The sequence below is a fragment of the Williamsia deligens genome, assembly GCF_024171765.1.
Lineage (GTDB): Bacteria > Actinomycetota > Actinomycetes > Mycobacteriales > Mycobacteriaceae > Williamsia_A > Williamsia_A deligens.
Map to the genome: position 1 here is coordinate 245,523 of NZ_JAMTCI010000001.1, position 25,458 is coordinate 270,980.

Annotated in this window: 27 protein-coding genes; 16 read left to right on the plus strand and 11 right to left on the minus strand. The window is 68.9% G+C overall.

Annotated elements, in window-relative coordinates:
* Positions 1–12 precede the first annotated feature (12 nt).
* Positions 13–828: an ABC-2 transporter permease gene (locus LX14_RS01195; protein ID WP_253645462.1), complete on the minus strand. Its 816-nt coding sequence runs from the start codon at positions 826–828 to the stop codon at positions 13–15.
* Positions 825–1,751: an ABC transporter ATP-binding protein gene (locus LX14_RS01200; RefSeq protein WP_253645463.1), complete on the minus strand. Its 927-nt coding sequence runs from the start codon at positions 1,749–1,751 to the stop codon at positions 825–827. Before LX14_RS01200 ends, LX14_RS01195 begins: the two co-directional genes overlap by 4 nt.
* A gap of 330 nt (positions 1,752–2,081) precedes the next feature.
* Between LX14_RS01200 and LX14_RS01205 the strand changes: the two genes are divergently transcribed.
* The gene (locus LX14_RS01205) at positions 2,082–2,351 is read left to right on the plus strand and encodes a hypothetical protein (RefSeq protein ID WP_253645464.1); all 270 of its coding nucleotides are present in this window, start codon (positions 2,082–2,084) and stop codon (positions 2,349–2,351) included.
* Positions 2,352–2,447: 96 nt separating this feature from the next.
* Positions 2,448–3,122 (plus strand): response regulator transcription factor, encoded by a 675-nt coding sequence (locus LX14_RS01210; protein ID WP_253645465.1) that lies wholly within the window; start codon positions 2,448–2,450, stop codon positions 3,120–3,122.
* On the opposite strand, the gene LX14_RS01215 is transcribed toward LX14_RS01210, so the two are convergent.
* The gene (locus LX14_RS01215; RefSeq protein ID WP_253645466.1) at positions 3,098–4,525 is read right to left on the minus strand and encodes a sensor histidine kinase; all 1,428 of its coding nucleotides are present in this window, start codon (positions 4,523–4,525) and stop codon (positions 3,098–3,100) included. The two genes, LX14_RS01210 and LX14_RS01215, sit on opposite strands and share 25 nt — an antisense overlap.
* Before the next feature lie 103 nt (positions 4,526–4,628).
* Between LX14_RS01215 and LX14_RS01220 the strand changes: the two genes are divergently transcribed.
* The 8 genes from LX14_RS01220 to LX14_RS01255 all read left to right on the plus strand — a co-directional run bounded on the left by LX14_RS01220 (position 4,629) and on the right by LX14_RS01255 (position 10,612).
* Positions 4,629–5,336: a phosphatase PAP2 family protein gene (locus tag LX14_RS01220; protein WP_253645467.1), complete on the plus strand. Its 708-nt coding sequence runs from the start codon at positions 4,629–4,631 to the stop codon at positions 5,334–5,336.
* A 3-nt stretch (positions 5,337–5,339) separates the two neighbouring features.
* Complete coding sequence (locus LX14_RS01225; protein WP_253645468.1) at positions 5,340–6,146, plus strand: COG4705 family protein; 807 nt, start codon at positions 5,340–5,342, stop codon at positions 6,144–6,146.
* Positions 6,143–6,388, plus strand: coding sequence for a hypothetical protein (locus tag LX14_RS01230; protein WP_253645469.1), 246 nt, complete (start codon positions 6,143–6,145; stop codon positions 6,386–6,388). The genes LX14_RS01225 and LX14_RS01230 overlap by 4 nt, the downstream gene beginning before the upstream one ends.
* Positions 6,369–7,532 carry a phosphodiester glycosidase family protein gene (locus LX14_RS01235; protein WP_253645470.1) on the plus strand — a complete coding sequence of 388 codons (1,164 nt, stop codon included), beginning with the start codon at positions 6,369–6,371 and terminating at the stop codon, positions 7,530–7,532. The genes LX14_RS01230 and LX14_RS01235 overlap by 20 nt, the downstream gene beginning before the upstream one ends.
* 271 nt (positions 7,533–7,803) lie before the next feature.
* A complete protein-coding gene (locus LX14_RS01240; protein WP_253645471.1) occupies positions 7,804–8,202 on the plus strand; it encodes a hypothetical protein in 399 nt (132 codons plus the stop codon).
* 19 nt (positions 8,203–8,221) lie between these two features.
* The gene (locus LX14_RS01245; RefSeq protein WP_253645472.1) at positions 8,222–8,968 is read left to right on the plus strand and encodes an ABC transporter permease; all 747 of its coding nucleotides are present in this window, start codon (positions 8,222–8,224) and stop codon (positions 8,966–8,968) included.
* Between the two features lie 98 nt (positions 8,969–9,066).
* Positions 9,067–9,864: a COG4705 family protein gene (locus LX14_RS01250; protein WP_253645473.1), complete on the plus strand. Its 798-nt coding sequence runs from the start codon at positions 9,067–9,069 to the stop codon at positions 9,862–9,864.
* A 76-nt stretch (positions 9,865–9,940) separates the two neighbouring features.
* Positions 9,941–10,612 carry a DedA family protein gene (locus tag LX14_RS01255; protein WP_253645474.1) on the plus strand — a complete coding sequence of 224 codons (672 nt, stop codon included), beginning with the start codon at positions 9,941–9,943 and terminating at the stop codon, positions 10,610–10,612.
* A 13-nt stretch (positions 10,613–10,625) separates the two neighbouring features.
* Here LX14_RS01255 and LX14_RS01260 read toward each other — a convergent pair whose 3' ends face one another.
* The 7 genes from LX14_RS01260 to LX14_RS01290 all read right to left on the minus strand — a co-directional run bounded on the left by LX14_RS01260 (position 10,626) and on the right by LX14_RS01290 (position 17,788).
* Positions 10,626–10,907 carry a DUF3263 domain-containing protein gene (locus tag LX14_RS01260; protein WP_253645475.1) on the minus strand — a complete coding sequence of 94 codons (282 nt, stop codon included), beginning with the start codon at positions 10,905–10,907 and terminating at the stop codon, positions 10,626–10,628.
* A gap of 194 nt (positions 10,908–11,101) precedes the next feature.
* Positions 11,102–11,773, minus strand: coding sequence for an MspA family porin (locus tag LX14_RS01265; protein ID WP_253645476.1), 672 nt, complete (start codon positions 11,771–11,773; stop codon positions 11,102–11,104).
* A gap of 73 nt (positions 11,774–11,846) precedes the next feature.
* A complete protein-coding gene (locus LX14_RS01270) occupies positions 11,847–12,476 on the minus strand; it encodes an MspA family porin (protein WP_253645477.1) in 630 nt (209 codons plus the stop codon).
* Between the two features lie 585 nt (positions 12,477–13,061).
* Entirely contained in the window at positions 13,062–13,730 is a 669-nt protein-coding gene (locus LX14_RS01275; protein WP_253645478.1) for a MogA/MoaB family molybdenum cofactor biosynthesis protein, read from the minus strand.
* Positions 13,730–15,277, minus strand: coding sequence for a S1C family serine protease (locus LX14_RS01280; protein ID WP_253645479.1), 1,548 nt, complete (start codon positions 15,275–15,277; stop codon positions 13,730–13,732). Before LX14_RS01280 ends, LX14_RS01275 begins: the two co-directional genes overlap by 1 nt.
* A 202-nt stretch (positions 15,278–15,479) precedes the next feature.
* On the minus strand, positions 15,480–16,952 hold the full coding sequence (locus LX14_RS01285) for a HAMP domain-containing sensor histidine kinase (protein WP_372505350.1): 1,473 nt from the start codon (positions 16,950–16,952) through the stop codon (positions 15,480–15,482).
* 149 nt (positions 16,953–17,101) lie between these two features.
* Positions 17,102–17,788, minus strand: coding sequence for a response regulator transcription factor (locus LX14_RS01290; protein ID WP_253645481.1), 687 nt, complete (start codon positions 17,786–17,788; stop codon positions 17,102–17,104).
* 267 nt (positions 17,789–18,055) lie between these two features.
* Between LX14_RS01290 and LX14_RS01295 the strand changes: the two genes are divergently transcribed.
* The 6 genes from LX14_RS01295 (at position 18,056) to LX14_RS01320 (ending at position 24,926) form a co-directional block, all read left to right on the plus strand.
* Positions 18,056–19,312, plus strand: a complete 1,257-nt coding sequence (locus LX14_RS01295; protein WP_253645482.1) for an SDR family oxidoreductase — start codon at positions 18,056–18,058, stop codon at positions 19,310–19,312.
* On the plus strand, positions 19,309–19,539 hold the full coding sequence (locus LX14_RS01300; RefSeq protein WP_253645483.1) for a serine/threonine protein phosphatase: 231 nt from the start codon (positions 19,309–19,311) through the stop codon (positions 19,537–19,539). Before LX14_RS01295 ends, LX14_RS01300 begins: the two co-directional genes overlap by 4 nt.
* Positions 19,536–20,327 (plus strand): phosphatidylserine decarboxylase, encoded by a 792-nt coding sequence (locus LX14_RS01305; RefSeq protein ID WP_253645484.1) that lies wholly within the window; start codon positions 19,536–19,538, stop codon positions 20,325–20,327. The genes LX14_RS01300 and LX14_RS01305 overlap by 4 nt, the downstream gene beginning before the upstream one ends.
* Positions 20,324–21,496 (plus strand): hypothetical protein, encoded by a 1,173-nt coding sequence (locus tag LX14_RS01310; protein ID WP_253645485.1) that lies wholly within the window; start codon positions 20,324–20,326, stop codon positions 21,494–21,496. The genes LX14_RS01305 and LX14_RS01310 overlap by 4 nt, the downstream gene beginning before the upstream one ends.
* Before the next feature lie 3 nt (positions 21,497–21,499).
* Positions 21,500–23,737, plus strand: a complete 2,238-nt coding sequence (locus LX14_RS01315; protein WP_253645486.1) for an MMPL family transporter — start codon at positions 21,500–21,502, stop codon at positions 23,735–23,737.
* A gap of 223 nt (positions 23,738–23,960) precedes the next feature.
* On the plus strand, positions 23,961–24,926 hold the full coding sequence (locus LX14_RS01320) for a hypothetical protein (RefSeq protein WP_253645487.1): 966 nt from the start codon (positions 23,961–23,963) through the stop codon (positions 24,924–24,926).
* Between the two features lie 343 nt (positions 24,927–25,269).
* Here the strand turns inward: LX14_RS01320 and rpmF are convergent, their stop codons facing one another.
* Positions 25,270–25,443 (minus strand): 50S ribosomal protein L32, encoded by a 174-nt coding sequence (rpmF, locus tag LX14_RS01325; protein ID WP_253645488.1) that lies wholly within the window; start codon positions 25,441–25,443, stop codon positions 25,270–25,272.
* Positions 25,444–25,458: the final 15 nt, after the last annotated feature.

The window sequence follows — 25,458 nt, forward strand, 5'->3', positions numbered from 1 at the left end:
TTGAACAGACGATCAGACGTCGGTGCGCTGGACGCGCACGGCAGCGACGAGGCCCAGCACGATGACCCACGCCACGAGCACACCGAGCCCGATCCAGGGGGTGAGGCTGGTGGGTTCGCGGAGACTGGAGATGAAGCTCCCGCCGGCGTTGCTGGGGAGGTATTGCGCGATGTCGCGGCCGATCTGTCCGAGCAGGTTACCGAACAGGACCGGCAGGACGAGGATCAGAGCGATCAGGGTCACGATGGCCCCGGGGGTGCTGCGGATGATCCATCCGAGAGCGGCACCGAGCGTGCCGATCAGCGTCAGGTAGAGCCCGGTCCCCAGAACGATCCGGAGAACTCCGGGGTCACCCAGCGATGCCCCGGTGCGGTACTGCGATAGGAATGCTTGCGCGGCCGTGAACGCGACGACACTGCTGGCCACCATCGCTACCAGGGTCACCACGAAGAACACCACGAGCTTCCCGACGAGCACCGGAAGTCGGGTGGGGACCGCACCGAACGTCGACCGGATCATGCCGGTGCTGTATTCCCCGGTCACGAACAGCACACCGAGAGCGCCGATCAGCAGCTGCGCCAGGTAGTGCCCTTGCAGGGTCGCCGAGGGAACGGCGTCCTCGAGCTGGATTCCGCTGAGGTGACGGGTGTTGACGGCGACGAGTCCCGCGATGACCAGCATGCCGAGTACCGCCGCACCGAGTACGGCCAGTGTCGAACGCAGTGTCCGGAATTTGATCCACTCGGAGGTGATGACCCGCCACACCGTGACCGGCTGGGCGGGACTGTTGATCGCGACGCGATCGGCGGGATGTGCGGTGGTGGTCATGCTGCGTTCTCCGGGGTTCGATGCGCGGTGCCGGCGCGGTAGGTGACCGATTCGTCGGTCAGTGCCATGTAGGCCTCCTCCAGAGAGGCGCTCTGGGTGGCGAGCTGGAACAGTGTGATGCCGTTCCGGGCTGCCACGATCCCGATGTCGTCGCTGCTCATACCCTCGACCTCGAGTCCGTCGGGCACGGTCCGTACGACCGCGCCGCGATCGAGGAGACGAGCTAGTTGGTCTGCCTGCGGTGAGCGCACCAGCACCACGTCGGCGGATGCGTCGGCGATGAACTCGGCCATGGATTGGTCTCGGAGCAGACGTCCGCCACCCACGACGATCACGTGGTCTGCGGTCTGGGCCATCTCGCTCATCAGATGCGACGACAGGAACACTGTGCGGCCTTCGGCGGCCAGACCGGTCAGCAGGTTCCGGATCCATCGAACCCCGTCAGGATCCAGACCGTTGACCGGTTCGTCGAGGATCAACGTCTGCGGGTCGGCGAGCAATGCGGCGGCGATCCCGAGCCGTTGGCCCATCCCCAGTGAGAAGGCCCCCACTCGTTGTCCTGCGACGTCGTGCAGACCGACGAGGTCGATCACCTCGTCGACGCGTCCGCGTCCGATTCCCGTGGTGGCGGCGACTGCACGCAGGTGATTACGCGCGGACCGCCCGGTGTGCACCGCCCTCGCCTCGAGCAGCGCCCCCACCTCGGCCAGCGGCCGGCGATGCTCGGCATAAGGCTTGCCGTTGACGGTCACCGACCCCGAGGTGGGTGCATCCAGACCCAGGATCATCCGCATCGTGGTCGACTTCCCTGCCCCGTTCGGGCCCAGGAAGCCGGTGACGATGCCCGGCTCGACAGTGAACGAGAGATCGTCCACGGCCAGCGTCTCGCCGTACCGCTTGGTCAGGCCGCGTGCTTCGATCATCGACAACTTCCTGCCTTCGTTCCCAGTGTGTCTGGAATTCTTGCTGCGACCACTGTGGCGACCACCGCCACGCCACGAATCCCCTGCCGTCACAAGACAGCGGGCCGAGTCGATCCCCCCAACCATGCGCCCCGAGTCCTGAGAGAACGCTGTGACGGCGCACCACGGCCTTGTCCAGCGTCATGTACGGGGTGTGACGGGCAGGGAGCGCCGACTCGGCACAGTCTCAGGGCTTGCCAGGGGCTTCTCAGCGCCGGAGGTCGATGGTGGGAGTCGGGCTCGAGGGAGCCCCGGCCTTCAGGGGTCGCGACCATCTGATCGGAGATCATCATGTCCCATCGCACGTGGCGAACGGTGGCCATCGCAGCGGTGATCGGCGCGGCGTCGCTGACGGGCGCGGGCTTCGGCATCGCGCATTCGCTCGCACCGGCATCGCCACCGCCCTCGCTGAGCAACCAGGTCGACAAGCCCGAGGCCGGGGACACACCCGACGCCACCGGCACCGTCGACAAGCCCGAAGCCGGGGACACCCCCGACTCGCCTGCGGCAACCGACACCCCCGAGCCCGGCGACACCCCCGACGCGCCGGGTCAGCACTGACGCGCCGGGTCAGCACTACGCGACACGAACCCCGGCGACCGCCCCGTGGCGTCGCCGGGGTGGTGTAGTTCTCGTGGGTGAGAGGTGGGTGTGAACGTGCGGATCCTGGTGATCGAGGACGATCCGAATGCCGCAGAGACGGTACGCCGGACGTTGATCGCAGAGGGATGGGTCGTCGACGTCTCTGCCGACGGTGAGGACGGCCTGGTCCAGGCGCTGCACGGTCAGTACCAGGCGATCGTCTGCGACATCATGATGCCCGGACTGAACGGCTACGAGGTGGTGCGGCGACTCCGGTCGGCAGACATCTGGACACCGGTGCTCATGCTCACCGCCAAAGACGGTGTGTACGACCAGACCGACGCCTTCGACCTCGGTGCCGACGACTACCTCACCAAACCGTTCTCGGTCGAGGTGCTCGTCGCGCGGCTGCGGGCGCTGATGCGGCGGGGCGGCCCCTCTCGTCCCACCGTCCTCACCGCGGGTTCCCTGTCGCTGGACCCCGGCGCACACGTCGTCACCCGCGGTGACTCACCCATCTCGCTGACTCCACGCGAGTTCTCGGTGTTGGAGTTCCTGCTGCGCAACAAAGGTCTCGCCGTCACCAAGACCGAGATTCTGCAGGCGGTGTGGGACAGTCATTTCGACGGCGATCTGAACGTCGTGGAGGTGTACATCGGATACCTCCGCAAACGTGTGGACCGTCCGTTCGGGTGCGCCTCGATCGAGACCGTCCGCGGGATCGGTTATCGACTGGTCGACGCCGGCTGATCGGCCCCCTCGTCCCCTGCGGGCGGAACGGTGATGGTGATCGCCGCACCGCCCAGATCGGATGCGGAGATCGTCAGCGTCCCGTGATGCGCGCGGACGATCTCGGCCGTGATCGCCAGGCCGAGTCCGGTGCCACCGTTGCTGCGTCGCCGGGATGGATCGAGCCGGACGAACCGCTCCAGGACCCGGTACCGCTCGGTCACCGGGATCCCGGGCCCGTCGTCGCCGACGGTGACCGACGCCCCGCCGCGGGGATCGACGTCGACCGTCAACTCGACGGTGCTGCGGGCGTGGCGCAGTGCGTTGTCCACCACGTTGCGGATCGCACGCTGGAGCATCGCGCGATCGGCGACGACCCGCGCCGCGCGGACATGTGCCGCCACGGTGACCGTCCCCAGCTGGCCCAACCGTCGGATCTCGTCGGTGACGATGTCGTCGAGGTCGACGTCCTCGACGCTCACCGGGAGCCCACGTTCGTCCGCGCGGGCGAGCAGCAGCAGGTCGTCGACCATCCCCCGGAGCCGGTGCGCCTCGGGTAGCAGGATCTCGTCGACGGTCGCGTGATCCAGATCCTCACCCCGGTTGCGCGCGAGCTCGAGCAGGCCGACCACGGTGACCAGCGGGCTCCGCAACTCGTGTGAGGCGTCACCGACGAACCGCAGCTGCGCATCCCGGGCCGATTGCAAACGTTCGAGCATCTCGTTCATCGTCGTCGCCAGGCGCGCGATCTCGTCGCGCGTCGCGGGCTCCGACACCCGCTCGCTGAGGTCCGCACTGCTGATCGCGGCGACCTGCGAACGAATGCGTTCCACGGGCCGCAGCGCCCGCGCCACGGCATAGGAGGTGCTGGCGGCCAGCAGGACGAGAATGACCGGGAACACCGAGGCGAGCAGGATCGCGACCGTGATCACCACGTGGTTGATCGGTCCCTCCGCCGCGCCGACGACGACCGTGGCGTCCCCTGCAGGACTGCGGACACCGAGAACGGTGGCCCGGTATTCCGCCGGGTTGTCACCGAGGGTGGCGCCGTCGACGGCCCGTCGTGTCCCCACCGCGACCGGTGACGTCAGGGCATGAGTCCGATCCCGGGCAGTGGCCGCCACGACGCGCCCACTGCTGTCGACGACCTGCACGACGTCGATGTCGGCGGTCGGCGCGAGCGCGGACGGGTCGAGGCCGGCGATCGATTCGGTGCGCAGCGTCGCTGCGATGTCCGCGGCCCTGCTCGCGGTGGCGGCGTCGGCGGAGTTCAGCAGGGACTGATGCAGGACAGCGAGCATGATCGCTGCCGCCACTCCCAACGCCAGCGCCAACAGGGCTGTCGCGATCAGCGTCAGTCGAACTCGCACGCTGCCGAACGCACGTCGGACACGCCGTCCGACACCGATCTCGACGGTGGTCATCGGCAGAGCCTAGACACGGACTCGATCACCGCGGACCCGGCGTTTCAGCGTCCTCTCAGGAGGACCCAGGATTGCCACAGCGGCCGCCACGCATCGTGGCGTCATGAACAACGCTGCACGATCCGGGGTCTCGTGTGCCGCGGTGATCGGGGTGTGGGTGCTCGGTCTGGCGATCGTCGCGCATCACAACCCTCTGGGCTGGGCCGACGGAAGTGTCCTGCAGTGGACGGTCGACCACCGCTCGGCCGCTCTCACCTCGCTGGTCGAGGTGGTCACGGTGGCGTTCAGTCCGCTGTGGGTGCTCATCTGGACGGTGCTCGCCGCAGCCGTGCTCGCGCTGCGTGATCATGCCGCGCACCGTGCCGTGCAACTGGTCGCCGTCGTGGGCGTGGCCGGGGTCGCCTGCGAGGTCGTGAAGCTCGCCGTCGAGCGTCACCGCCCGCCCGTGATCGATCAGGTCGGCACGCGCGAACTGGCCATGTCGTTCCCGTCCGGTCACGTCAGCGGCGCGACCGCACTCGTGCTCGGGCTGGCGATCGTCGTCACGGCCGGGTCCGCACGACGCGTTCGCCTGATCGCCGTCGCGTGCGCCGTCTGCGTGTCGCTGGTGGCCGCCGGCACCCGCCTCTACCTCGGCGTGCACTACCTGACCGATGTGACCGCCGCCCTCGTCCTGTCCACCGCGGTCGCCGCCACGCTGCCGGCGCTGGCGGCCTCCGCACTCGACCATCTCGCACCCCACCTGCCTCCCCGCTGGCAGGACATGGTGAACGACCCCGAACACGCCGCAGTGGCGACGACGAAAGGCTGATCGATGCACCCCGACGTAGCAGTCGACACCCGTTCCACCGTTCGACGTGCGTGGAGCAAGGTCCCCGAGGTCACCATCTGGTTCTGGGTGATCAAGATCCTGGCGACGACCGTGGGTGAGACGGCAGCCGACTACCTCAACTCGACCCTCGGGTTCGGCCTGGTGAACACCACCATCGTCGCGGTGCTCCTCCTGATGGTCAGCCTGACCGCGCAGTTCGTCGTCCGCCGGTACGTCCCGGCCCTGTACTGGTGGATCGTCGTGGTGGTGAGTGTCACCGGCACCCTCATCACCGACAACCTCACCGACAGCCTGGGGGTGCCGCTGGTCACGACGACGGTCGTGTTCGCGGTCGCCCTCGTCATCGTGTTCGCGGCGTGGTGGTCGGTCGAGCGGACGTTGTCGATCCATTCGATCCGGACTCCCCGGCGCGAGGCGTTCTACTGGCTGGCCATCCTGGTGACGTTCGCGCTCGGTACCGCGGCCGGCGACCTCATCTCGGAGAGGTTGGCCCTGGGATACGGCTGGTCCCTGCTGATGTTCGCCGCCGTGATCGCGGTGATCACGGCGGTCCACTACGGACTCGGCGTATCGGCGGTGCTCGCGTTCTGGGCCGCCTACATCGTCACCCGCCCGCTCGGCGCCTCACTGGGCGATCTGCTCACCCAACCCGCTGACGCCGGTGGACTCGGCCTCGGCTCGACAGTGGTGAACTCGGTGTTCTTCGCCGTGATCATCGTCCTCGTCGCATACCTGACGTTCACGAAGGTCGATCGACTCGAGCAACAGGCTGACGGAGCCGCAGCGTGAGCTGCGTGGACCACCCGGGTCATGTCCGGGTCCCGACCTGGCTCGTGGTCACGGCGGTGATCTACGCGGCGACGGCGTCATTCGTCCTGACGCTGGTGTGCGCCCGGGAATGCGGCATGGCGTCCGACGTCGCGGCCGGCCCGGGCGCGGTCGGGGTGGCCATGACCGCGGCCGCGGTGGTCGTCGGTTGTCTGGCCCCGACTGCGCTGGCGACGGTGCGGCATGGTCGCTCGCCCGAGTAGCGCGACGTCAGGCGCTCGTCGGTCTCGCCGGCGGACGTCGGCCCTGATCGTTCTCGCCTGCCTCACCGCGTTCACGGTGGTGGCCGCGCAGTCCTATGTCCGCGCGCTCACCGCGCCGGGCTATTCCACGGTCGCAGACATCACCTCGGCGTGGCTGCGATCTCACGGGGCGCGATCTCTCGTCGACGGCGCGGAGGCGTGGTGGTACAGCCACCACCGACCGTCGCAGGCCCCCGCAGATGTGCGACGGTTCCCCACCACGACCACCACCGACGCGTCTGTCGCACTGCCCACCCTCCCCACCCCGTCGGGTGGGTTGCATCCGCCCGGCTGGCAGGTCGCTGCACGGGACTCGACCGGTCGCCCGGCGGTGTACACCAGCCTCTTCGAACCTGATCCGGCGCTCCCCAGCGTGGTTGCGAGTGTTGCGGTGCTCCCCGCCGTTGCGCTGCGCGCGCACCTCGTCCTCGGAACGGCTGAGCCCCGACGCAGCAGCCCGTCCGGGATCGCGTCCGTTCCGCCCGCCGACGTCCCCCATCTCATCGCGACCCTCAATTCCGGGTTCCGCTTCTCCGACATCACCGGCGGTGTCGTCGCCGACGGACGGACGGTCCGCGCGCTGCGTGACGGACAGGCCACGGCAGCGATCGACGACCGCGGACAGCTGACGGTGGGTGAGTGGGGGCGAGACGTGCACCCCGACGGCCACCTCGTCGCCGCACGTCAGAACCTCGAGCTGATCGTCGACGCCGGGGCTGCTCTTCCACGTGCCGGCCGTAGCGATTCACGGTGGGGCGGAGCGCATCTGCAGTACCAGTTCACGTGGCGATCCGCACTCGGCGTCGACCGTCATCACGACATCGTCTACGTCGCCGGCAACCGCATGGACCTCGCCGCTCTCGCGGAGGCGCTGGTGGCCGCCGGGGCGGTCCGTGGCATGGAGCTCGACATGCATTCGGGGATGACGGCGTTCAGCACGTGGGCACCAGGCGCGGACGGGACGCGAATGCCGACCAAACTGATCGCGGCCATGCCGGGCCCGGCTGACCGCTACCTCGAGCCGGACAGGCGGGACTTCTTCTACCTCACGGAGGCGACCGGCAAGCCGGCGCGTGCGGCCGCGCCGACCGCAGGTGCCCGGTGACTCTCGCCGAATCGGTCGCCCTCGTCGTCACCGTCACCACGACCGTGCCGGACGACGTGACTCGAGCATGAGATGGCAACGCAGTACAGCGTTGGCCCTCGGGGCCGCGTGGTGCTGCGCTGCGGCGGCTTGCCGATCGCCACTGTTCCCGGGGGTGACAATCGACGGGACGGGCCCATCCGAGGATCTGAGCGGCCTCGCTGCCTCCACCGCTCTGACCACTGTCACAGTTCTCTGTCCAATGCTCGCGGTCGTCGCCGCGTGGCGTGCGATGTCCACGATCCCCTCCGCCGACACCCGGTTCTCGGCTCGCCTGTCAGCGGTCGTCGTCATCGCGGCGAGTGCGGTACAGATCCTCACCCTGCCCGTCGTGGTCGGAGCCGTTCGCGTGCCGGCAGAGACGTTCTCGGTCGAGACCCGAACGGCGGCCATGCTCTCCGGGCTGTCGTTCGCTCTGGTCGCCGGTGTCGTCGGGGTGGTCGCACGGAGGACGACCGACGACACCACCGGACCGCTCGCACTGACCACCGTCGTCACGTGCGTGCTCACGTCCACCGGCCTGATCACCGGGGTGGCCCTCTTCGCGGTCGCGGGGTGGATGGCGGTCCCCGCCATGCTGGTGACGTCGGCAGATGTGGTGAGCCGGGCCGTGGCTGCACCGAGCCCCTGACTCGGGGACGATCATCGCCATGGATTCCTGGGCGAGACTCGCACTGGGCGCCGTCGTTCTCGTCGCGATCGCCGTCGCTCTTCTCACCTGGTTCGGCACGGCCCACGCCAGGGCCGCGATCCCCGCCGTCTCGCGGGCAGCGGTGCAACTCGCTGTCGTCGCCATCGTGCTGCATGCAGCGATCACAACAGGGTGGCTCGTCGGGGTGATCGTCGCGGTGATGTTCACGGTCGCCGTCGGTACCGCGGCCCGGCGACTGACGGACATCGATCACGCCGTGTTCCGGTGCGCGGCCTCCTGCGGGGTCGGCGCCACCGTGACGATCGGCCTCATCGTGGGTGCGGGTGTCCTCGACCGTGACAGCAGGACCCTGGTGGCCGTGTCCGGCATCGTCATCGGCGGATGCATGACGGCAGCGACCCTGACGGGCCGTCGCCTCACCGACGGCATGCGATCGAACAGGGATGAGATCGAGGGATGGCTGGCCATCGGCGCCCCGCCCCGGCGAGCCGTGCTCGACACCGCGCGGACAGCGGTGACCGAGGCGCTGATCCCCGGACTGGACCAGACACGGACAGTCGGCCTGGTCACACTGCCCGGCGCGTTCGTCGGTGCGCTCATCGCCGGTGCCGACGCCACCCAGGCGGCCCGATTCCAGTTCATCGTTCTCACGGGCCTCGTCTGCGCCCAGGCGCTCACGTCGGTCACCCTCGCGATCCTGGCCGGCGAACCCCGCACTCTGCCGGCTGTCGCGGAGCCTCGGTGAGGGCGACATCGGACACCGTGGGATCGCCGGCGACCCGGAAACGCAGCCGTAGCCTGCTTTCAGCGTCGTCTCAGCAACCGTCGGGCACCATGTCGCCCATGACTGCACAGCCTGATGGCTCGATGACGGCACCGTCGGCGCGTCTCACTCCCGCCTCCTCGGTGTGGCTGCGAGTGCCCGAGGTGACCGCGCTCTTCTGGACGATCAAGATCCTCACGACGGGCATGGGCGAGACGCTGTCCGACTACCTCGGGACCCACCTCGCACCGGAGATCGCCGGGGTCATCATCCTCGCCGCGTTCATCGCCGCGTTCGTCGTCCTGTTCCGCTCCACGTCCTTCTACGCGTGGCGCTATTGGGCGGCCGTCAGCATGGTCAGCGTGCTGGGCACCGTCGTCGCCGACGTCATCCACGCCGTCGGCATCCCGTACGTGGTCAGCAGCGCTGTTTTCGGTGTCGCGGTCGCAGTGATCCTCTGGACATGGCGACGCGCCACGGGATCCCTCGACGTGCACGACATCACCACCCGCCGTGCGGAGCTGTACTACTGGGCGACCGTCTGTGCGACATTCGCGCTCGGTACCGCACTCGGCGACTGGACAGCCGCGTCGCTGCACCTCGGCTACCTCCTGTCCGCCGTCGTCTTCGGGGTCGCGATATGCCTTCCGCTGGTGGGGTGGCGGCTCGGGATGAACGCGGTGACCGCGTTCTGGATCGCCTACGTGCTGACGCGGCCCCTCGGGGCATCCACCGCGGACTGGCTCGCCGACGCCAGACACGGCGGCCTCGGATGGGGAACCGGACCCGTCACCGCAGGGTGGGTCATCGCGATCGTGGTTCTCGTCGCCGTCGTCGCGCGACGCGACCGGCGACCTGCACCGCTCCCACAACGCTGAACCGCCGCGCCACGGTGCGCTCCTGCGGCAACCCAGACCACGGTGGGTGTCGCCACAGCGCCGATAGTGTGCACGTGTGATCAGCGCAATCGTCGAATGGCTGCTGGACCTCCCGCCGTGGCTGGTGCTGCTGATGGCGTTCCTGTTCCCGGCACTGGAGGCGTCGGTGTTCGTGGGCGTCGTCATCCCGGGTGAGATCGCGGTTCTCATCGCAGGCGTCGTCGCCAGCGGTGGCCGACTCGAACTGTGGGAGGTGCTCGTCGCGGCGATCGCCGGCGCGGTCATCGGGGACTTCATCGGATTCGAGGTCGGCCGACGGTGGGGTCAGGCACTGCTCGCGAAGCTCCCGGAGCGCCTGGTCAAACCCGAGCACGTCGAGCGCGCCCGGACAGAACTGCGTCGACGCGGCGCCCTGGCGGTCCTGGTGGGCCGCTGGACCGCGGCCCTGCGAGCACTCATGCCCGGCCTGGCGGGGATGTCCGGCGTGCGGCTACAGACCTTCGCGATCTTCAACGCGATCGGCGGCGCCATCTGGGCGGCGGTCGTGGCCGGCCTGGGCTACGGCGCCGGCTCCTCGTACGAGCGCGTGGAGAACGTCCTGGGCACCACGTCGAAGGTCGTGATCGGCGTGGTCATCGTCGTGATCGCTGCGCTGGTGGTGCGGCATCGTCTGCGCCGACGGACGATCGCAGCCGCTCCCGGCCTGACCCGGGACAACACTGCGGAACCGCGGCCCGTCGGCGAGTGACCCAGGCGTCGCCCTACGCGGCGCGCGCCAACCAGAGGCGTTTGCGGCACACGGCTTTCATCTGTTCGACGACGTGAGCCGGGAGCGTCCCGCCGTCGTCGACGCGTTCGGCCGGGTTGTCCAGGTACTCACGGAGGCGGTGGAAGAACTCCACGTCGCCCATCCCGAACTCCTCGCGGATCTTGTCGGTGGGCCCCCCACCGCGTTGGAACCACCCCAGCTCGAACTCCAGCAACTTGCCGTCGTCCAGGCCGCGGTTCCCCATCCCGCTGCCGACCGTCGCACCCATGCTCATACCGCCTACCCCGTCGATGATCCTGTGCCCGTGTCCCGCTCGACACCGGGTCTTCTCCACCGGCTCCGAGCGACCCGTCCATTGTGCCGATCGAAGGTGACATGGACCACCCTTATTGCGCACGACGAATGAATACACGAAGAACGGGGAGCGACCCTGGGGGCCGCTCCCCGTCTTGTCGGGTTCGTGCTGTGTCAGCCGATGCTGAACGGCTTGCCGACGAGGGTCACGTAGCCGTCGACCGCGTCGGTCGAGACCTTGACCTTCACGTAGGCCTTGGCCTCGGCGAAGCCGGCGCAGCCGTCGACGCGGAACTGCTCCTGGCTGTACGCCAAGCCCGCGCGGGTGCCCTTGAACTCGAAGCCGGTGTCGTCACCGTTCTTCACGACGCTGACCGCGGTGGCCTTGCCCGGCGAGAGCTCGAAGGAGCTGCCGATCGAGTTGTTGGACAGGTCCGCACCATCCCCTGTCGTGCCTGCAGCTTTAGCCGCATCCAAGATCTGCTCCGTCGACAGGCCGCCCTGAGCGTTGGCGCCCGCACCGAAGTTGAGCTGGCAACCGACGATGTAGCCGGCGTCGATCGCACCGCCGGTGGCACCTGAGCCGCCGACCGTGACGAGCACCTTGCCCGAGACCAGCACGTTGCGGCTGGTCGGCAGGGCGACGGTGGACTGCTGGCGACGGTCGACCGACTCGTCGAAGAGTCGGACGGTCACCTTGGTGCCGTCGACGAGGGTCTGGGAGGTGAACCCGCCGGGCAGCGGGCCGGCCGCGGCGCCGCCGGCGCCGAGGCTGGAGAGGGCGACGGCCGAGACGGCGGCGAGGCCGGCGACCGCGCCGGCGCGACGCTTGGTGCTGGTGTTCATGGTTTCCCCTTCAGGAAAGTCGTTCTGCGTGCAGCAGATGGGTCTATCGGAGATGGAAGGACGGATCTGCTGCTCAGCCGAGCGTGAACGGGACGCCGTACAGGGTGGACTTGATGTAATAGTCGCCGGTCGTCTCGAGCACGGCGATCGAGCGGGCCTGCGCGTAGCCGCCGCACTGCTGCACGTCGATCTGGAAGCGCTGGAGCTGCACGGCCGCCGTGGTGCCCTTCAGCTCCTTCGCGCCGACAGCCACGGTCTGCACCTGGCCGGGCGACAGGGGCACGGTCAGCGAGCCGGACAATCCGAAGCTGGGCAGCGGAAGAGCGTTGCTGGCGCTGGGTCCGCCGACACTGAACCCGAGCCCGCCCTTGAGGCCCTCGATGTTGATCTGGCACCCGATGAGGTAGCCGACGGTCAGCTTGCCCGACGTGCCCTTGGGGTAGGTGGCGAAGAAGTTGCCGAAGGTCTCGGCGGCGCGACCGGCGCCGTTGTTCGCCTGCGACTTGACGGGGAAGATCCCCTCGCCCGTGCGGGCGAGCTTGATCGTGGTGCCGTCGACACCGACGGTGGTCTTGGATCCGTTGGGGAGGGCACCGGCGGCAGCATTGCCCGCGCCCATGCTGGCCAGACCGACGGCCGAGACCGCGACGACGGCGGCGGCCGCTGCGAGGCGGCGCAGACCGAGCTTGCTCTTCGTGCTCATTCGTTCCCTCTCAAGGACGTGCTGTGAACCAGACTGTGGCGAAGCGTAGCCCGGTGTGACCTGACGGTTCCGCGAAATCGTTGCGTGGGCACTTGACGGTTGAGTTGCCCGACGTTTCGCGGAGGTTAATTCCGCGTCGAGCCCTCGTGACGCCACCGCCCCGGCCCGACCCGCGGCGACGCGGCACCGTCAGTTCATCTGTGGTGCGTTGTCGATCGGAACGTTAACCCGGGGGGCTTGACCGGACAACAGATGGGCTCGGCCCGGTCACGAAATGGGTACATCCGAACCGGATCACCACGACAGGCCGAGCGATCGTGGCATAGACGACGAATCGGGCATCACCGGACCGCGCGCTCGCCTGACGTGGTCATTCGTGATGCGGGGGCTTGTTCTCCCGGTACCAGCGCTCGGAACCCGACCCCGCACCATCGTGATCTCCGTCACTCTTGGTTAGGGTTGCCTCATCTGCCGTCACCGACGGCAGGTCGTCGCCGAAGATCCGTGCCAACCGACGACGACGCTCCCATGCGGATTCCTGCATGGGAGCGTCGTCGGAGTGCTTGTCGGACATGACCTCTGGCGTCAGAGCTCGGTGAGTGAGGAGATGATGCGCTCGGCGAGCGGGGTCACGGTGGCCATGCCGTCGCGGACAGCCGCACGGGAGCTGGCCAGGTTGACCACCAGGGTCTGACCCGACATCCCGGCGACACCACGGGACAGCCCCGCGTCCGACGCACCGGCGGCCAGACCGGAACTGCGCACGGCCTCCTCGATCCCCGGCAGTGACCGGTCGAGCAGACCCGCCGTCGCCTCCGGGGTGACGTCACGCGGTCGCACGCCCACACCGCCGACGGAGATCACGAGGTCGACACCACCGATGACGGCGGTGTTCAGCGCGTTGCGGATCTCGACCTCGTCGGCGGAGACGGCGATGGTCGCGTCCACGTGGAAGCCGGCCTCGGTGAGCAGCTCGCCCACGAGCGGGCCGATGAGGGTCTGGTCTTCGCCGTGCGCCGCGCGGTCGTCGACGACGACCACGAGGGCACGACCGAGGTCGTTGGACTCCAGGCTCACCGATGTCATGCGGTCATCCTGCCGCGACCCGGCCGCGAGTCGCTCGGCGGCCCGGTCGGCGTCGGCGACATCCTGCGAGGAGACGCCCAGTCCGACGGACCCGAGTTCGTCGAGGATGTCGGCGGCGGGCGGCTGCGGCAGGATCCGCAGGATCGTCGAGGATTTGTCGAGGGTCATCAGCGGCCTCCGGTGTCGAGTGTGTCGAGGGTGACCTGAACGGTCTTGGACGACCCGTTGGCCGTGTAGGTGATGGAGACGGTGTCCCCGGGGGCGTGCGAACGGATGGCCGCGACGAGGGCGTCGCCGGAGGAGATCACCCTGTCGTTGACCTTGGTGATCAGCGAGCCGGACGGGATGCCGGCCTTCGACGCGGCACCACCGGCCTGCACGGCGGAGATCAGGGCACCGGGCGTCGCGGCGTTCTCGCCCGACGACTGCACCGACACACCGAGCCCGGCCTGCGTCGCACGACCGGTGCGCTGCAACTCCTGGGCCACGCGCATGGCCTGGTCGATCGGGATGGCGAAGCCCAGGCCGATGCTGCCGCCCTGCTGGCTGGAGCTGTCGGACAGGCTGGCGATCGCGGTGTTGATGCCGATCAGCGCGCCGTTCGCGTTGACCAGGGCACCACCGGAGTTGCCGGGGTTGATGGCCGCGTCGGTCTGGATGGCGTCGATGACCGAGGCGGTGCTGTTGTCCTCACCCTGGGTCGAGACCGGGCGGTTCAACGAGCTGATGATGCCCGTGGTGACCGTGCCGGCCAGTCCGAGGGGCGACCCGACGGCGATGACGTTCTGGCCGACGGCCAGGTTGCCCGACGTCCCAACGGTGATCGGTGTCAGACCGGTCTTGTCGGCCTTGATGACGGCGATGTCGGAGATGGGGTCGGCGCCGACGACGGTCGCACCCGAGGTGCTGCCGTCGTTGTAGCTGACCGTCAGATTGCCCGACCGTCCCGACTCGGCGGTGACGACGTGGTTGTTGGTGAGGATGAAGCCGTCCTGGCTGAGCACGACGCCCGAGCCCTCACCCTCCCTGTTGCCGACGCGCACATCGATCGACACGACCGACGGCAGCACCTTCGCCGCGACGGCCTGCACCGACCCGGCCTCGCCCTGCACGGGCTGCGACGTGTCCCTGTCGCCGCCGAGCGGCGACGAGAGCGAGCGGCTCGAGGTGTTGTCGACACCGGCACCGACGACGCCTCCGACACCTCCGGCGACGACCGCCAGGACGATCGCGCCGATCACGAGACCCGCGCGCGACCCGCCACGGTTCTGGGTCGCCACCGGCGCGGGGTGATACGTCGGCGACGCGAAGCCACCGGTGTAGGCGCCGTACTGCTGCGTCGAGTCGTCCTGGCCCGAGCCGAACTGCTGGGTGGAGCCGTACTGCTGACCCGACCCGTACTGCTGGCCCGAGCCGTACTGGCCGTACTGCCCCGGATCGGACTGCTGCCCGCCTCCGTACTGCTGGGACCCGTACTGCTGGGACCAGGGCTGCTGCTGGTCGGAGCCGTAGGCTTGCCCGTAGGACGGCTGGTTCTGCGCCGACCCCTGGTGGCCCGGGTAGTAGCGCGACGTGTCCTGCTGGTCGGCGGATCCCTGCGAGTCCGAGGACGAGCCCTCGTGGCGTCCCTGGCCGGACCAGCCGCCGGTGTCCTGCGCGTCACCGCCGCGCTCGCCACCCTGGCGTGACCCGGGATCGTCCTGGTTGTCGCTCATGCGTCGAAGTCCTCCATCGCTGCTCCGGAGCGGCTCGGGCCGGCCGGCGTCGTGAGACGCGGGACCCTCCGCGGGGAGTGACGCACAGCTGCGTCGTCGTACCTGTTGACCCTAATCCTGGCGGGGGGTCCTGAGAGAGGTCTGAGACCTGTCGATGAGTACCGAAAGGAACTCACCTCACGCGTGGATGGTCACGGCGAGGTCACCGCCCGTCGTCGACCGGCCCGGGACCCGGCGTCGGCCGACCGGGCAACTCGATCCGGATCCGGGCGCCACCGAGCGGCGACTCCCCCGCCTGCACCGAGCCGCCGTGACGGACCACCACCTGCCGGACGATCGCAAGCCCCAGACCCGAACCCGGCATCGACCGCGCCGAGTCCGATCGGTAGAAGCGCTCGAAGACCAGATCTCGATCCTGCTCCGGGATCCCGGGACCCGCGTCGGACACGGTGAGCTCGGCGCGGTCGGCCGAGACGGACCGCAGCTCGACGTGCACCGGCTGGTCCGGCGGACTCCACTTGGCCGCGTTGTCGAGGACGTTGAGCACCGCCCGCGACAGGCCGTTCGACTCACCGAACACGAACCACGGCACCATCGACACCGAGAACTCGACGTCACTGCGACGCCGGCGGACACGCTCCAGCGAGCGGTCGACCACCTCGCCGAGGTCGATCTCCTCGGCGATCGTCTGCGGTGCGTCGTCTCGGGCCAGGTCGACGAGATCGCCGACGAGCGTGGACAACTCCTCGATCTGCGCCATCACGTCCGACTGCAACTCCGCCATGTCACCGGCGGGGATCGAGCGCGCACCGGGGGCGTTGCTGGCGATCAGCAGCTCCAGGTTCGTCCGCAACGAGGTGAGCGGGGTGCGCAGCTCGTGACCCGCGTCGGCCACGAGCCGTGATTGTCGTTCCCGCGACTCGGCCAGCGCCCGCAGCATCGCGTTGAAACTGTCGGTGAGACGGGCGAGTTCGTCGTTGCCGGTCACCGTGATCGGCTCGAGGTCGTCGGTGCGGGCCACCCGTTCGGCGGCCTGGGTCAATCGTGCGACCGGCCGCAGTCCCGCGCGCGCCACCGTCGTCCCCGCCACGGCGGCGAGGATGACGCCGCACCCACCGACGATCGCGAGGACCCACGCGAGCCGACCCAGCACCTTGTCCGTGGGATCCAGGCTCTGCGCCATCACGAGGGTGTTCCCGTCGGCGAGCTTGCGCGCCAACACCCGTTGGTTGTCGACGGTGCGCAGACTCGACGCGCCCGACGAGGACGGATCCGCCGCCGCGACGTCCCGCTCCACCACACCGAACGGGACCTCGCCGATCTGGAAGACCTGACCATTGGGTCGCACCAGGGCGACGGAGATGTCGGAAGAGAAGATGGTGCCCGCGACGAGGTTCTCCGGCGACGACTCGAGGAGTCCGAGGCGCGCCAGCTGCGTCATGCCGTCGGCCCGGTTCATTAGCTGCGCGTCGACGTCGGCGTACATGGCGCGGTAGACGACCGCGTACGCGCTGGCCGCCATCACCGCGACCGCGATGCCGACGACCGTGGCCGCCAACAGGGTGACGCGCATCCGCAGGGAGATGGACCGGGTGAGGGCTGTGGCCTCCCGCATCGGACCGCGCCCGCCGGGATGCTGCGGGGGCGGTCCGCCCGACCCGTCGACCGGCTGCATGTCCCCGGGGACCGGATGCCAGGTGGCGTAGGGGGCGGCCGCCGGCCGCGATCCGGAGAGCGGGGTGTCGACGGGGCCATATGTCGGCTCGAACGACGGGCGGTCGGGATGTCCTGTCGGGGCACCGTCGCGACCGGGGCCCGCCGGCATCACGGCGGGGTCTCGCGCAGCACGTACCCGATCCCGCGGACCGTGTGGATCAGGCGGGATTCACCGTCGGCCTCGGTCTTGCGACGCAGGTAGCCGATGTACACCTCCAGGGCGTTGCCCGAGGTCGGGAAGTCGTACCCCCACACCTCCTCGAGGATCCGCCCCCGCGTCAGCACGCGCCGAGGATTGGCCATCAACATCTCGAGCAGCGCGAACTCCGTGCGCGTGAGACTGATGGCCCGCTCCCCGCGGGACACGTCGCGCGTCACCGGGTCGAGCGTGAGATCGGAGAACGTCATCGACTCGGAATCGGCCTCGACGTCCGCGCCGGACCGTCGCAGCAGGGCGCGCAGGCGCGCGAGCAACTCCTCCAGCGCGAACGGCTTGGGCAGGTAGTCGTCGGCGCCGGCGTCGAGACCCGACACCCGCTCGGAGACACTGTCGCGGGCGGTCAGCACGAGGATCGGCAGGTCGTCGCCGGTGCTGCGCAGGCGACGACACACCTCCAGCCCGTCGAGCCGGGGCATCATCACGTCGAGCACGACGGCGTCGGGCCTCTCCGACTTGATGCCGTCGAGGGCCTCCATGCCATCGCTCGCGGTGTCGACGGTGTAGCCGTTGAACGACAGCGACCGTCGCAACGACTCCCGGACAGCGCGATCGTCATCGACCACCAGGATGCGCATGACCCCAGTGTGGCCGGGCCGACTGAGATCGGGCTGAGACAACACGCCGGGGAACCCGGGGACAACACGCCGGGGAACCCGGGGACAACACGCCGGGACAACGCGCCGCGTGAGTGGCGATCAACGATCTCTCGCCCGTGATCAGAGCAACACCTGTGGAGAACGCCGCCTGTAGCCCCTCACAAAGTCTCGCCAAGCCGGTCACGGTTCGGACATTTCGCTCGCTACCGTCTGCCCGGTTCAGCACGCGACGAAAGGGTCTGGGGAATGAGTTCAGCGGTGGGATCGACGGGGGAATCACTGCGACCGGTGTGGCCGCACACGGACGCTCTGATCACCCGCGACTGCCGGAGCCTGCGCTTCGGCGGCAAGTACGCCGACGTCGTCGCGTTGAGCACCGGCGACCCGACGGCGTTGCGCCCGACCGTCGACGCCGCGACACGACGACGCGTCTCGACCATGCCCGAGCCGCGTCGCGACACCGCTCTGGTGCTCGGCGCCAACGGGTTCCTCGGTGCGCACCTCATCGGCCGGTTGACCCACGACCCCGCGATCACCGAGGTGTTCGCCATGATCCGCCCAACGGAGACCGCGTCGGCCCGACGCCGACTGCAGGACACCGTCGACCAGTACGAGATCAGCATCGACTTCTCGAAGGTGACCATCGTCGAGGGCAATCCCACCGCCCGCTTCTTCGGTCTCGACCGCGAGGGCTACACCGGTCTCGCCGAGGCCGTCGGACTGATCTACAACTGCGCCAGCTCCACCGACTACCTGTCCAGCTACGTCGACCTGCGCGACGACTGGTTCGTCAGCCTGCTGCGAGTCCTCGAGTTCTCGATCACCCGCACCCGCAAGCACGTCACCTACGTCGGCAGCATCGGCGCCCACCTCTACCAGCGCGCCGAGGACTTCCGCCGCGCCGACTCGTGGTGGTACTCGGGGTACGCCCAGATGAAGTGGGTCAACGCCGCACTGCTGGGGTGGCTGGCCGACGACGACACCTTCTCGGTGACGCTGTGCGAGGCGCCCTACATCCTCGGCAGCACCCAGCGCGGTCTCGATCCCGGTCGCGCCTACAGCTTCTGGCGGATCCTCGAGGTGGCGATCGCCGTCGGCGCCATCTGGGACGGCCCGGGCATGAACTACGTCCCCGTCGACATCATCTGCGAGGTGATGGTCAGCAACGCGCTGGCCGACATGCCGCTGGCCCGGATGTTGCCGTCGAACCCGACCGACTACGACCACAGCCTGTACGCCGATCTCCTCGGCCTGGACCTCGTCACCTGGGACCAGTTCTACAGCCGGGTGGCGGAACTCGCGGGCGAGGAGTTCGCCGCGACGATGCTCGGCGACAACATCGACGTGCTGATGCGCAAGGTCCACAAGCCCGAGGCGATCTTCCCCGCCGCCCACGACGCGTCGTGGTGCGATCACCGCCGTCTGTTCGAGCTGTACTTCAGCACCGTCACCCTCAAGGACCTCGTCTCCGGTCAGCGTGCACCGGCGATCGTCGGCGCATGAGCGATGCGCCCCGTCACCGGGTCGGGGTGGTCGGCCGTCGCGCCGAGCCGTCCCGTGTCGCACTCGCCGACACACCGTTGCGACCCGAGCTGGCGAACGCGGCGATGTCGATCGGTTTCTACGTGGCGTGCACCGGGATCGGGCTCCTGCCGGGCGGATTGGCCCGCCCGGCCCTGGAGCGGTACGTCGGGTGGGCGGCCGCGATGGACGAGAGGCGTGGCCATTGAACAGGCCGCCCGCCGCGCTCGGGTGGGCGCTCGGCATCGCCACGGCGACAGCGGCGTCCGCCGGCGCGGTCGTCGCGTGGTGGCGTCTCCGGTTCTTCTTCCGCGACCCCGTCCGCACACCGCCTGACAATCGGCATGCGGTGGTCGCCCCCGCCGACGGCGTCGTCACGTACGTGAAGCGGGTCGACCGTGGACAGGTCCCGTTCGCGATCAAGAAGGGGCGCACCATCCCCCTGCACGAGTTCACCGACATCGCCACCGACAGCAGCGGATTCCTTGTCGGCGTGTACATGACCGAGTACTCGGTGCACCGCAACCGCTCCCCGATCGCGGGGACCGTCGTCGCACGCCGCCACCGCGCCGCCGACCCGTTCAACCGGTCGATGGCGCGGGTCGGGGCGAATCTGCTGGCCCGTCAGACGCCGTACGACGAGGGGTGTGACTACCTGATGACCAACGAACGGTTGACGATCGGGGTGCGCCACCCGGGTGGGGCGGTGGCGACGGTCACGCAGATCGCCGACCTGTGGGTGAACCGGATCGTCGCGCACGTCGACGTCGGCGAATCCGTCGCGCGCGGTGAGCAGTACGGGATGATCCGGTTCGGGTCGCAGTGCGACGTGTTCCTCCCCGACGAGCTCGCCGACCGCATCACTGTGCGCCCCGGCCAGTACGTCTTCGCCGGGACGACCACCATCGCGATCTCCCCCGTCGCCGTCGACCACGTCGGGGCCGACGACTGCGACACCGACCGCCCCGTCCCGCTCGTCGAGGAGGCGACTCTGTGATCACCGTCGTGCCGGTCCGCTCCGCCGCGGACTGGAAGGACTTCACCGCCGTCTATCGGACCGTCTACGCAGACGACCCCTACGGGCTGCCCGACGAGCCGATCGATCTCGGCGCCACCCTGCGGTCGCCGGCGACGGAGTTGCGGGACGTCCGGCACAGCCAGGCGTTCGTCGCGCTCGACGGCCTGCGACCGGTGGGACGCATCGCCGCGATCCACGACACGTCGTTCACCGACCACACCGGCGAGTCCATCGGCTTCTTCGGTTTCTACGAGGCCGTCGACGACTATGCCGTCGCCGAGGTGCTCCTGGACGCGGCCTCGTCGTGGTTGGCCGAGCGGGGTTTGACGATGATGGCCGGCCCGTTCAGCCCGTCGATGTTCTACAGCGCCGGCGTCCTCGTCGACGACGCCGGCACACTGCCGCTGATCGGGATGCCCCACAACCCGACGTATTACGCCGCGCAGCTGGAGAAGTGGGGCATGGCGGGGATGAAGGACTTCTACAGCTACCGCTTCGATGAGCCCTATCAGATGTTCTGCAGCGAGAAGTTCGCCCGGCACAAGCAGCTGTACGAACGGGTCAGCGCCCGCTCGGAGGTGACCTTCCGGACCATGAGCTACCGGACGCTGCGCCGGGACGCCGAGATCGTGCGAGAGCTGTACAACACGACGTTCCAGGACTTCTGGGGGTTCTCGCCGCTGTCGCGCGCGGAGATGTGGGACCTGCTGAAGATGATGCTGCCCGTCCTCGATCGCGAGCTGACGTTGCTGGCCGAGTACCGCGGGAAGCCTGTCGCCTTCTTCATGGGCATCCCCGACGCCAACCAGGCGATGGCGCGGTCGGCCCGGCATCGCAACCGACTGGTGCGGGACCTCACCACGCTGCGATACGTCAAGGGGCGCCGCAGGACCGACGTCGTCGACGGGGTCCGCGTCGACATGATGCTCGTCGACTCATCCTGCCCCGACCGGTCTGTCGCATCGCAGATGGTGGTCGAGATGTGGCGCCGCATCGAGGAACGCGGCTACACGCGCATGGAGGGCGCCCCCGTCCTCGACGACAGCGAGTGGATGAAGGGTTCGGTGCTGTCCCGCATCGAGATGAGCCCGTACCGCACCTACCGGATCTTCTCGCGGGACATCGCCCCCGCCACCTCCGCGGGCTGACCCGTGGTCGACACCGCCGAGCGTCCCGCGCCGCCGACCGCCGGCCGGCGATCACCCGGCGTCGTCTGGGGCGAGTTCGTCGCGCGCCACCGGTACGCCGTGCTCGGCGTCGGACTGCTGGTCGTCGTCATCTCCGCCCTGCTCTACCCGACGTTGCAGTCGCGACTCGTCGGCGTCGACTTCTCCGTCGCCGACCGCGACTCGTCGATCTCCGACACCCTGGTGGGCGAGCATTTCGCCGCCTTCGGCACCGAGCAGCTCGCGGTCACCTTCTCCTCCACCGACCGCGTCACCTCCGACCCGCGGTTCCGGGAGCGGGTCGAGGCCGTCGTGTCGGCGCTGCGCGGCGAGGACGGTGTGGTGTCGGTCGTCGACCCCTATCAGACACAGGGATTCGCGCCGCAGATCTCCGCCGACAAGACGGCCGCGGTGGCACTCGTCGGCATCTCAGGCGATCCGAGCCGACGCATAGGGATCGCCGACCGACTGCAGACGTCGCTGTCGGGGGCGAGCCGCGACGGCGTCACCGTGTCCATGACCGGCTACTCCCCCATCACCGTCGACCTCACCCGCGTCGAGTCCGCCGATGCCACCCGCGCGGAGAGCGTCGGCATCCCCATCGCGCTGCTCGTCCTGGTGCTGGCGCTCGGCGGCATCGTCGCGGGCGCCATCCCGTTGATCTCCACCGGCATCGGGCTGCTCTTCGCCTTCGGTGTCATCTCCGCCCTCGCGCAGGTGATGACCTTCGACATCCTGGTGACCACCGTGGCGTCGATGATCGGACTCGGCCTCGGCATCGACTACTCGCTGTTCGTGGTCAGCCGTTTCCGCGAGGAACTCGCGCGGCAGGGCATCACGTCCCGTCGGGACACCGAGGGTGTCGTGCGCGCGACCGGTGTCGCTGTCGGGACCGCGGGGCACACCATCGCCATCTCCGGGCTCATCGTCATGATCGCGTTGGCGTCGTTGACCATCGTCGACGTCCCCGCCATCCGGACCATCTCGCTGGTCGTCGCGCTGACCATCGTCTGCGTCCTGCTGGCCGCGTGGACCGTGCTGCCGGCGGGGCTCGCGGCCCTCGGGCCGTCCGTCGACAAGTTCGGCCTTCCTGAGCGATTCCGGCCCGCGGACGCGCGGATCGACGCGGGCACGAGCCGCTGGGCGCGGTGGGCCCGTCACGTCATGCGGCATCCGTGGCGGTACGCCGTCGCTTGCGTACTGCTCCTGGTGCTCTGCGTCGTCCCTCTGGGCTCCATCAAATACGGCGTCGACATCGGCACTTCGGCTCTGCGCGACCAGCCGAGCGGCCCCGCGAACACCGTTCTGGCCGAGAAGTTCGCGCCCGGCACCACGTCCCCGATCACGACGGTGTTCACCGGCCCGGATCGCGGTCCGATGAGTGACCAGCAGGCGGAGAAAGCGATCGAACTCGAGTACGCGCTGCGGAAGGACCCGCGCGTCTCGTTCACGTACTCGCAGAGCAACGACGGCCGATCGCTGATGGTGGTCATCCCGTCGGTGCCCATCGACTCGTCGAAGGCGAACGACCTCGTGCAGTCGATCCGCGACCGGGCCGACGCGATCACCACCGACGGTGGACCGCGCGCTTACGTCGGCGGGACAACGGCTCTCGTCGTCGACGCGTCGTCGGAGATCTCCGGGAAGCTGCCGTGGGTGGTTGCCGCGGTGCTGGGCTTCTCGTTCCTGTATCTGGCGCTCGTGTTCCGCAGCATCGTGATCCCCGTCAAGGCCGTCCTCATGAACCTGTTGGTCACCGGCGCGGCGATGGGGTTGACTGTCGCGGTGTTCCAGTGGGGATGGCTCTCGTCGCTGCTCGGGTTCACGAGCGTCGGCTTCGTGCAGATCTATCTGCCGATCACCGTGTTCGCTGTCGTGTTCGGGTTGTCGATGGACTACGAGGTGTTCCTGATCGGCCGGATGCGCGAGGTGTTCGCCCGCACGGGCGACAACCTCGAGTCGGTGGTCGACGGCATCGAACACACCGCGCGGCCCATCACCGCCGCGGCCGCCATCATGATCGCGGTGTTCGCCAGCTTCCTCACCGCGAACGTCCTGGAGCTCAAACAGTTCGGCTTCGCGCTGTCGGTGGCCGTGCTGTTCGACGCCGTCCTGGTACGGATGATCCTCGTGCCCGCCATGATGCGCCTCTTCGGCGCCCGGAACTGGTGGCCGGGGGGCCGGTCAGTCGCGCCCGGGCCCGCCGCGCCGGCTTCCGCCTGAGATCCGGCGTTCCCGCTCCACTTCCAGGGTTCCCGCTCCAGTTACAGGGTTGCCGCTCCGCTTGTTGAAGGACGCTCCACCTGCAGGCGGAGCGTCCTTCAACAGGCGGAGCGTATGAACTGTCCGGGGCCACGTGTCCACAGGTTCGCGCCTCTCCACCGACGGTCGACGACGTCGCGCGCGACGCCGCGTTCTCGACACCCCACCGCGGTTTCGTCGTGCCATGAACGAGCACACCGGGGCCGGCGAGCCTCGACCCCTGTCGACCCCCATCGTCCGTTCCACCGCCATCGATTCCGGCATCACCGACTGGAGCTTGAGAACCGCTGTGCGCACGGGCGATCTCGATCGCCTCTATCGGGGCATGTACGCAGAGAGACAGGACTCGTTCGTCACCGACGACGGCCGCGTGGTGCGCTCCGACTCCATCGAGGCCCGCCGCGACCATTACCGCCGCAGGGTGATCGCTGCTGCCGAGTTCGGGGAGGAGCGAAAAGCGGCCAGCCACCAATCCGCGGCTGCACTGCACAAGATCCCGGTCCTGGGACTCCCCGACGACATCCATTTCACCGCGGACCGCCACGCCGGTGGTCGGCGCAAGGGGCGTGCCTTCTTCCTCCACGCATCACCTCTGCCGCCCGACGAGGTGACCGTCGTCGACGGGATCCTCACGACGACGCTCGCGCGGACCGCGATGGACGTCGCTCGCAACGGGGCGTTCGCCGACGCCCTCGTCGTTCTCGACGGGGCACTACGGGCCGGCGCGACGCATGAGGAAATCGCAGTCCTGACCGACCGTGGCCGCCGGCGTCGCGGTATCGCACTGGCCCGTCAGGCCTTGACATGGGCCGACGGGCGGTCCGAGAGCGCCGGTGAGTCCCTCAGCCGAGCGTTGATGATCCGCGCCGGGTTTTTGATGCCCGAGCTGCAGGTGGAGTACCGCGAGGAGGACGGCGAGGTGTTCGCGCGCGTCGACTTCGACTGGGGAGGACGCGTCGTCGGCGAGTTCGACGGTCTCGTCAAGTACGACGACGCGACCGACGTCGTCGCCGAGAAGCGACGCGAGGACAAGCTCCGTGCCCTGGGGATCATCGTCGTGCGATGGACGTGGAATGACCTCCGCAACCCGGACCGGTTCATCGCAACGCTGCACCGAGCCTTCACCACCGCCGGATTGCTCGCAGCATGACGGTGCGGGGCGCGACCGGCGATTCGTCGCTGCGGGCGCAGACGCTCCACCTGTTGAAGGACGCTCCGCCTGCAGGCGGAGCGTCCTCGAACAAGTGGAGCGGGAAACCTGGAAGCGGAGCGTCCTCGAACAAGTGGAGCGGGAACCCTGGAAGTGGAGCGTCCTCGAACATGTGGAGCGGGAACCCTGGAAGTGGAGCGGAAACCCGGGAGGAGGGTGCCGGACGGGGACACCCGCCGCCTGAGCCGCCTGAGGGCGTTCGGCCCCGGACAACACGAAATCGGGACCCCGGGGGCAATGCCCTCGAGGCCCCGATTCCGGGACGTTCTCTACAGAGTGGGTGTCAGCGACGATCGAGGTCGATGAGGCCCATCTGCACGGCCTTCACCAGGCGGCGCGGGACACGCTGGCTGACGCCACCGGCCTTGACCTCCTGCAGAGCCGGGTTCTCGGCCTTCCACTGGGCACGACGACTCCGCGTGTTCGCCCGAGACATCCGCCGCTTCGGTACAGCCATGATCCAGCCCTTCCT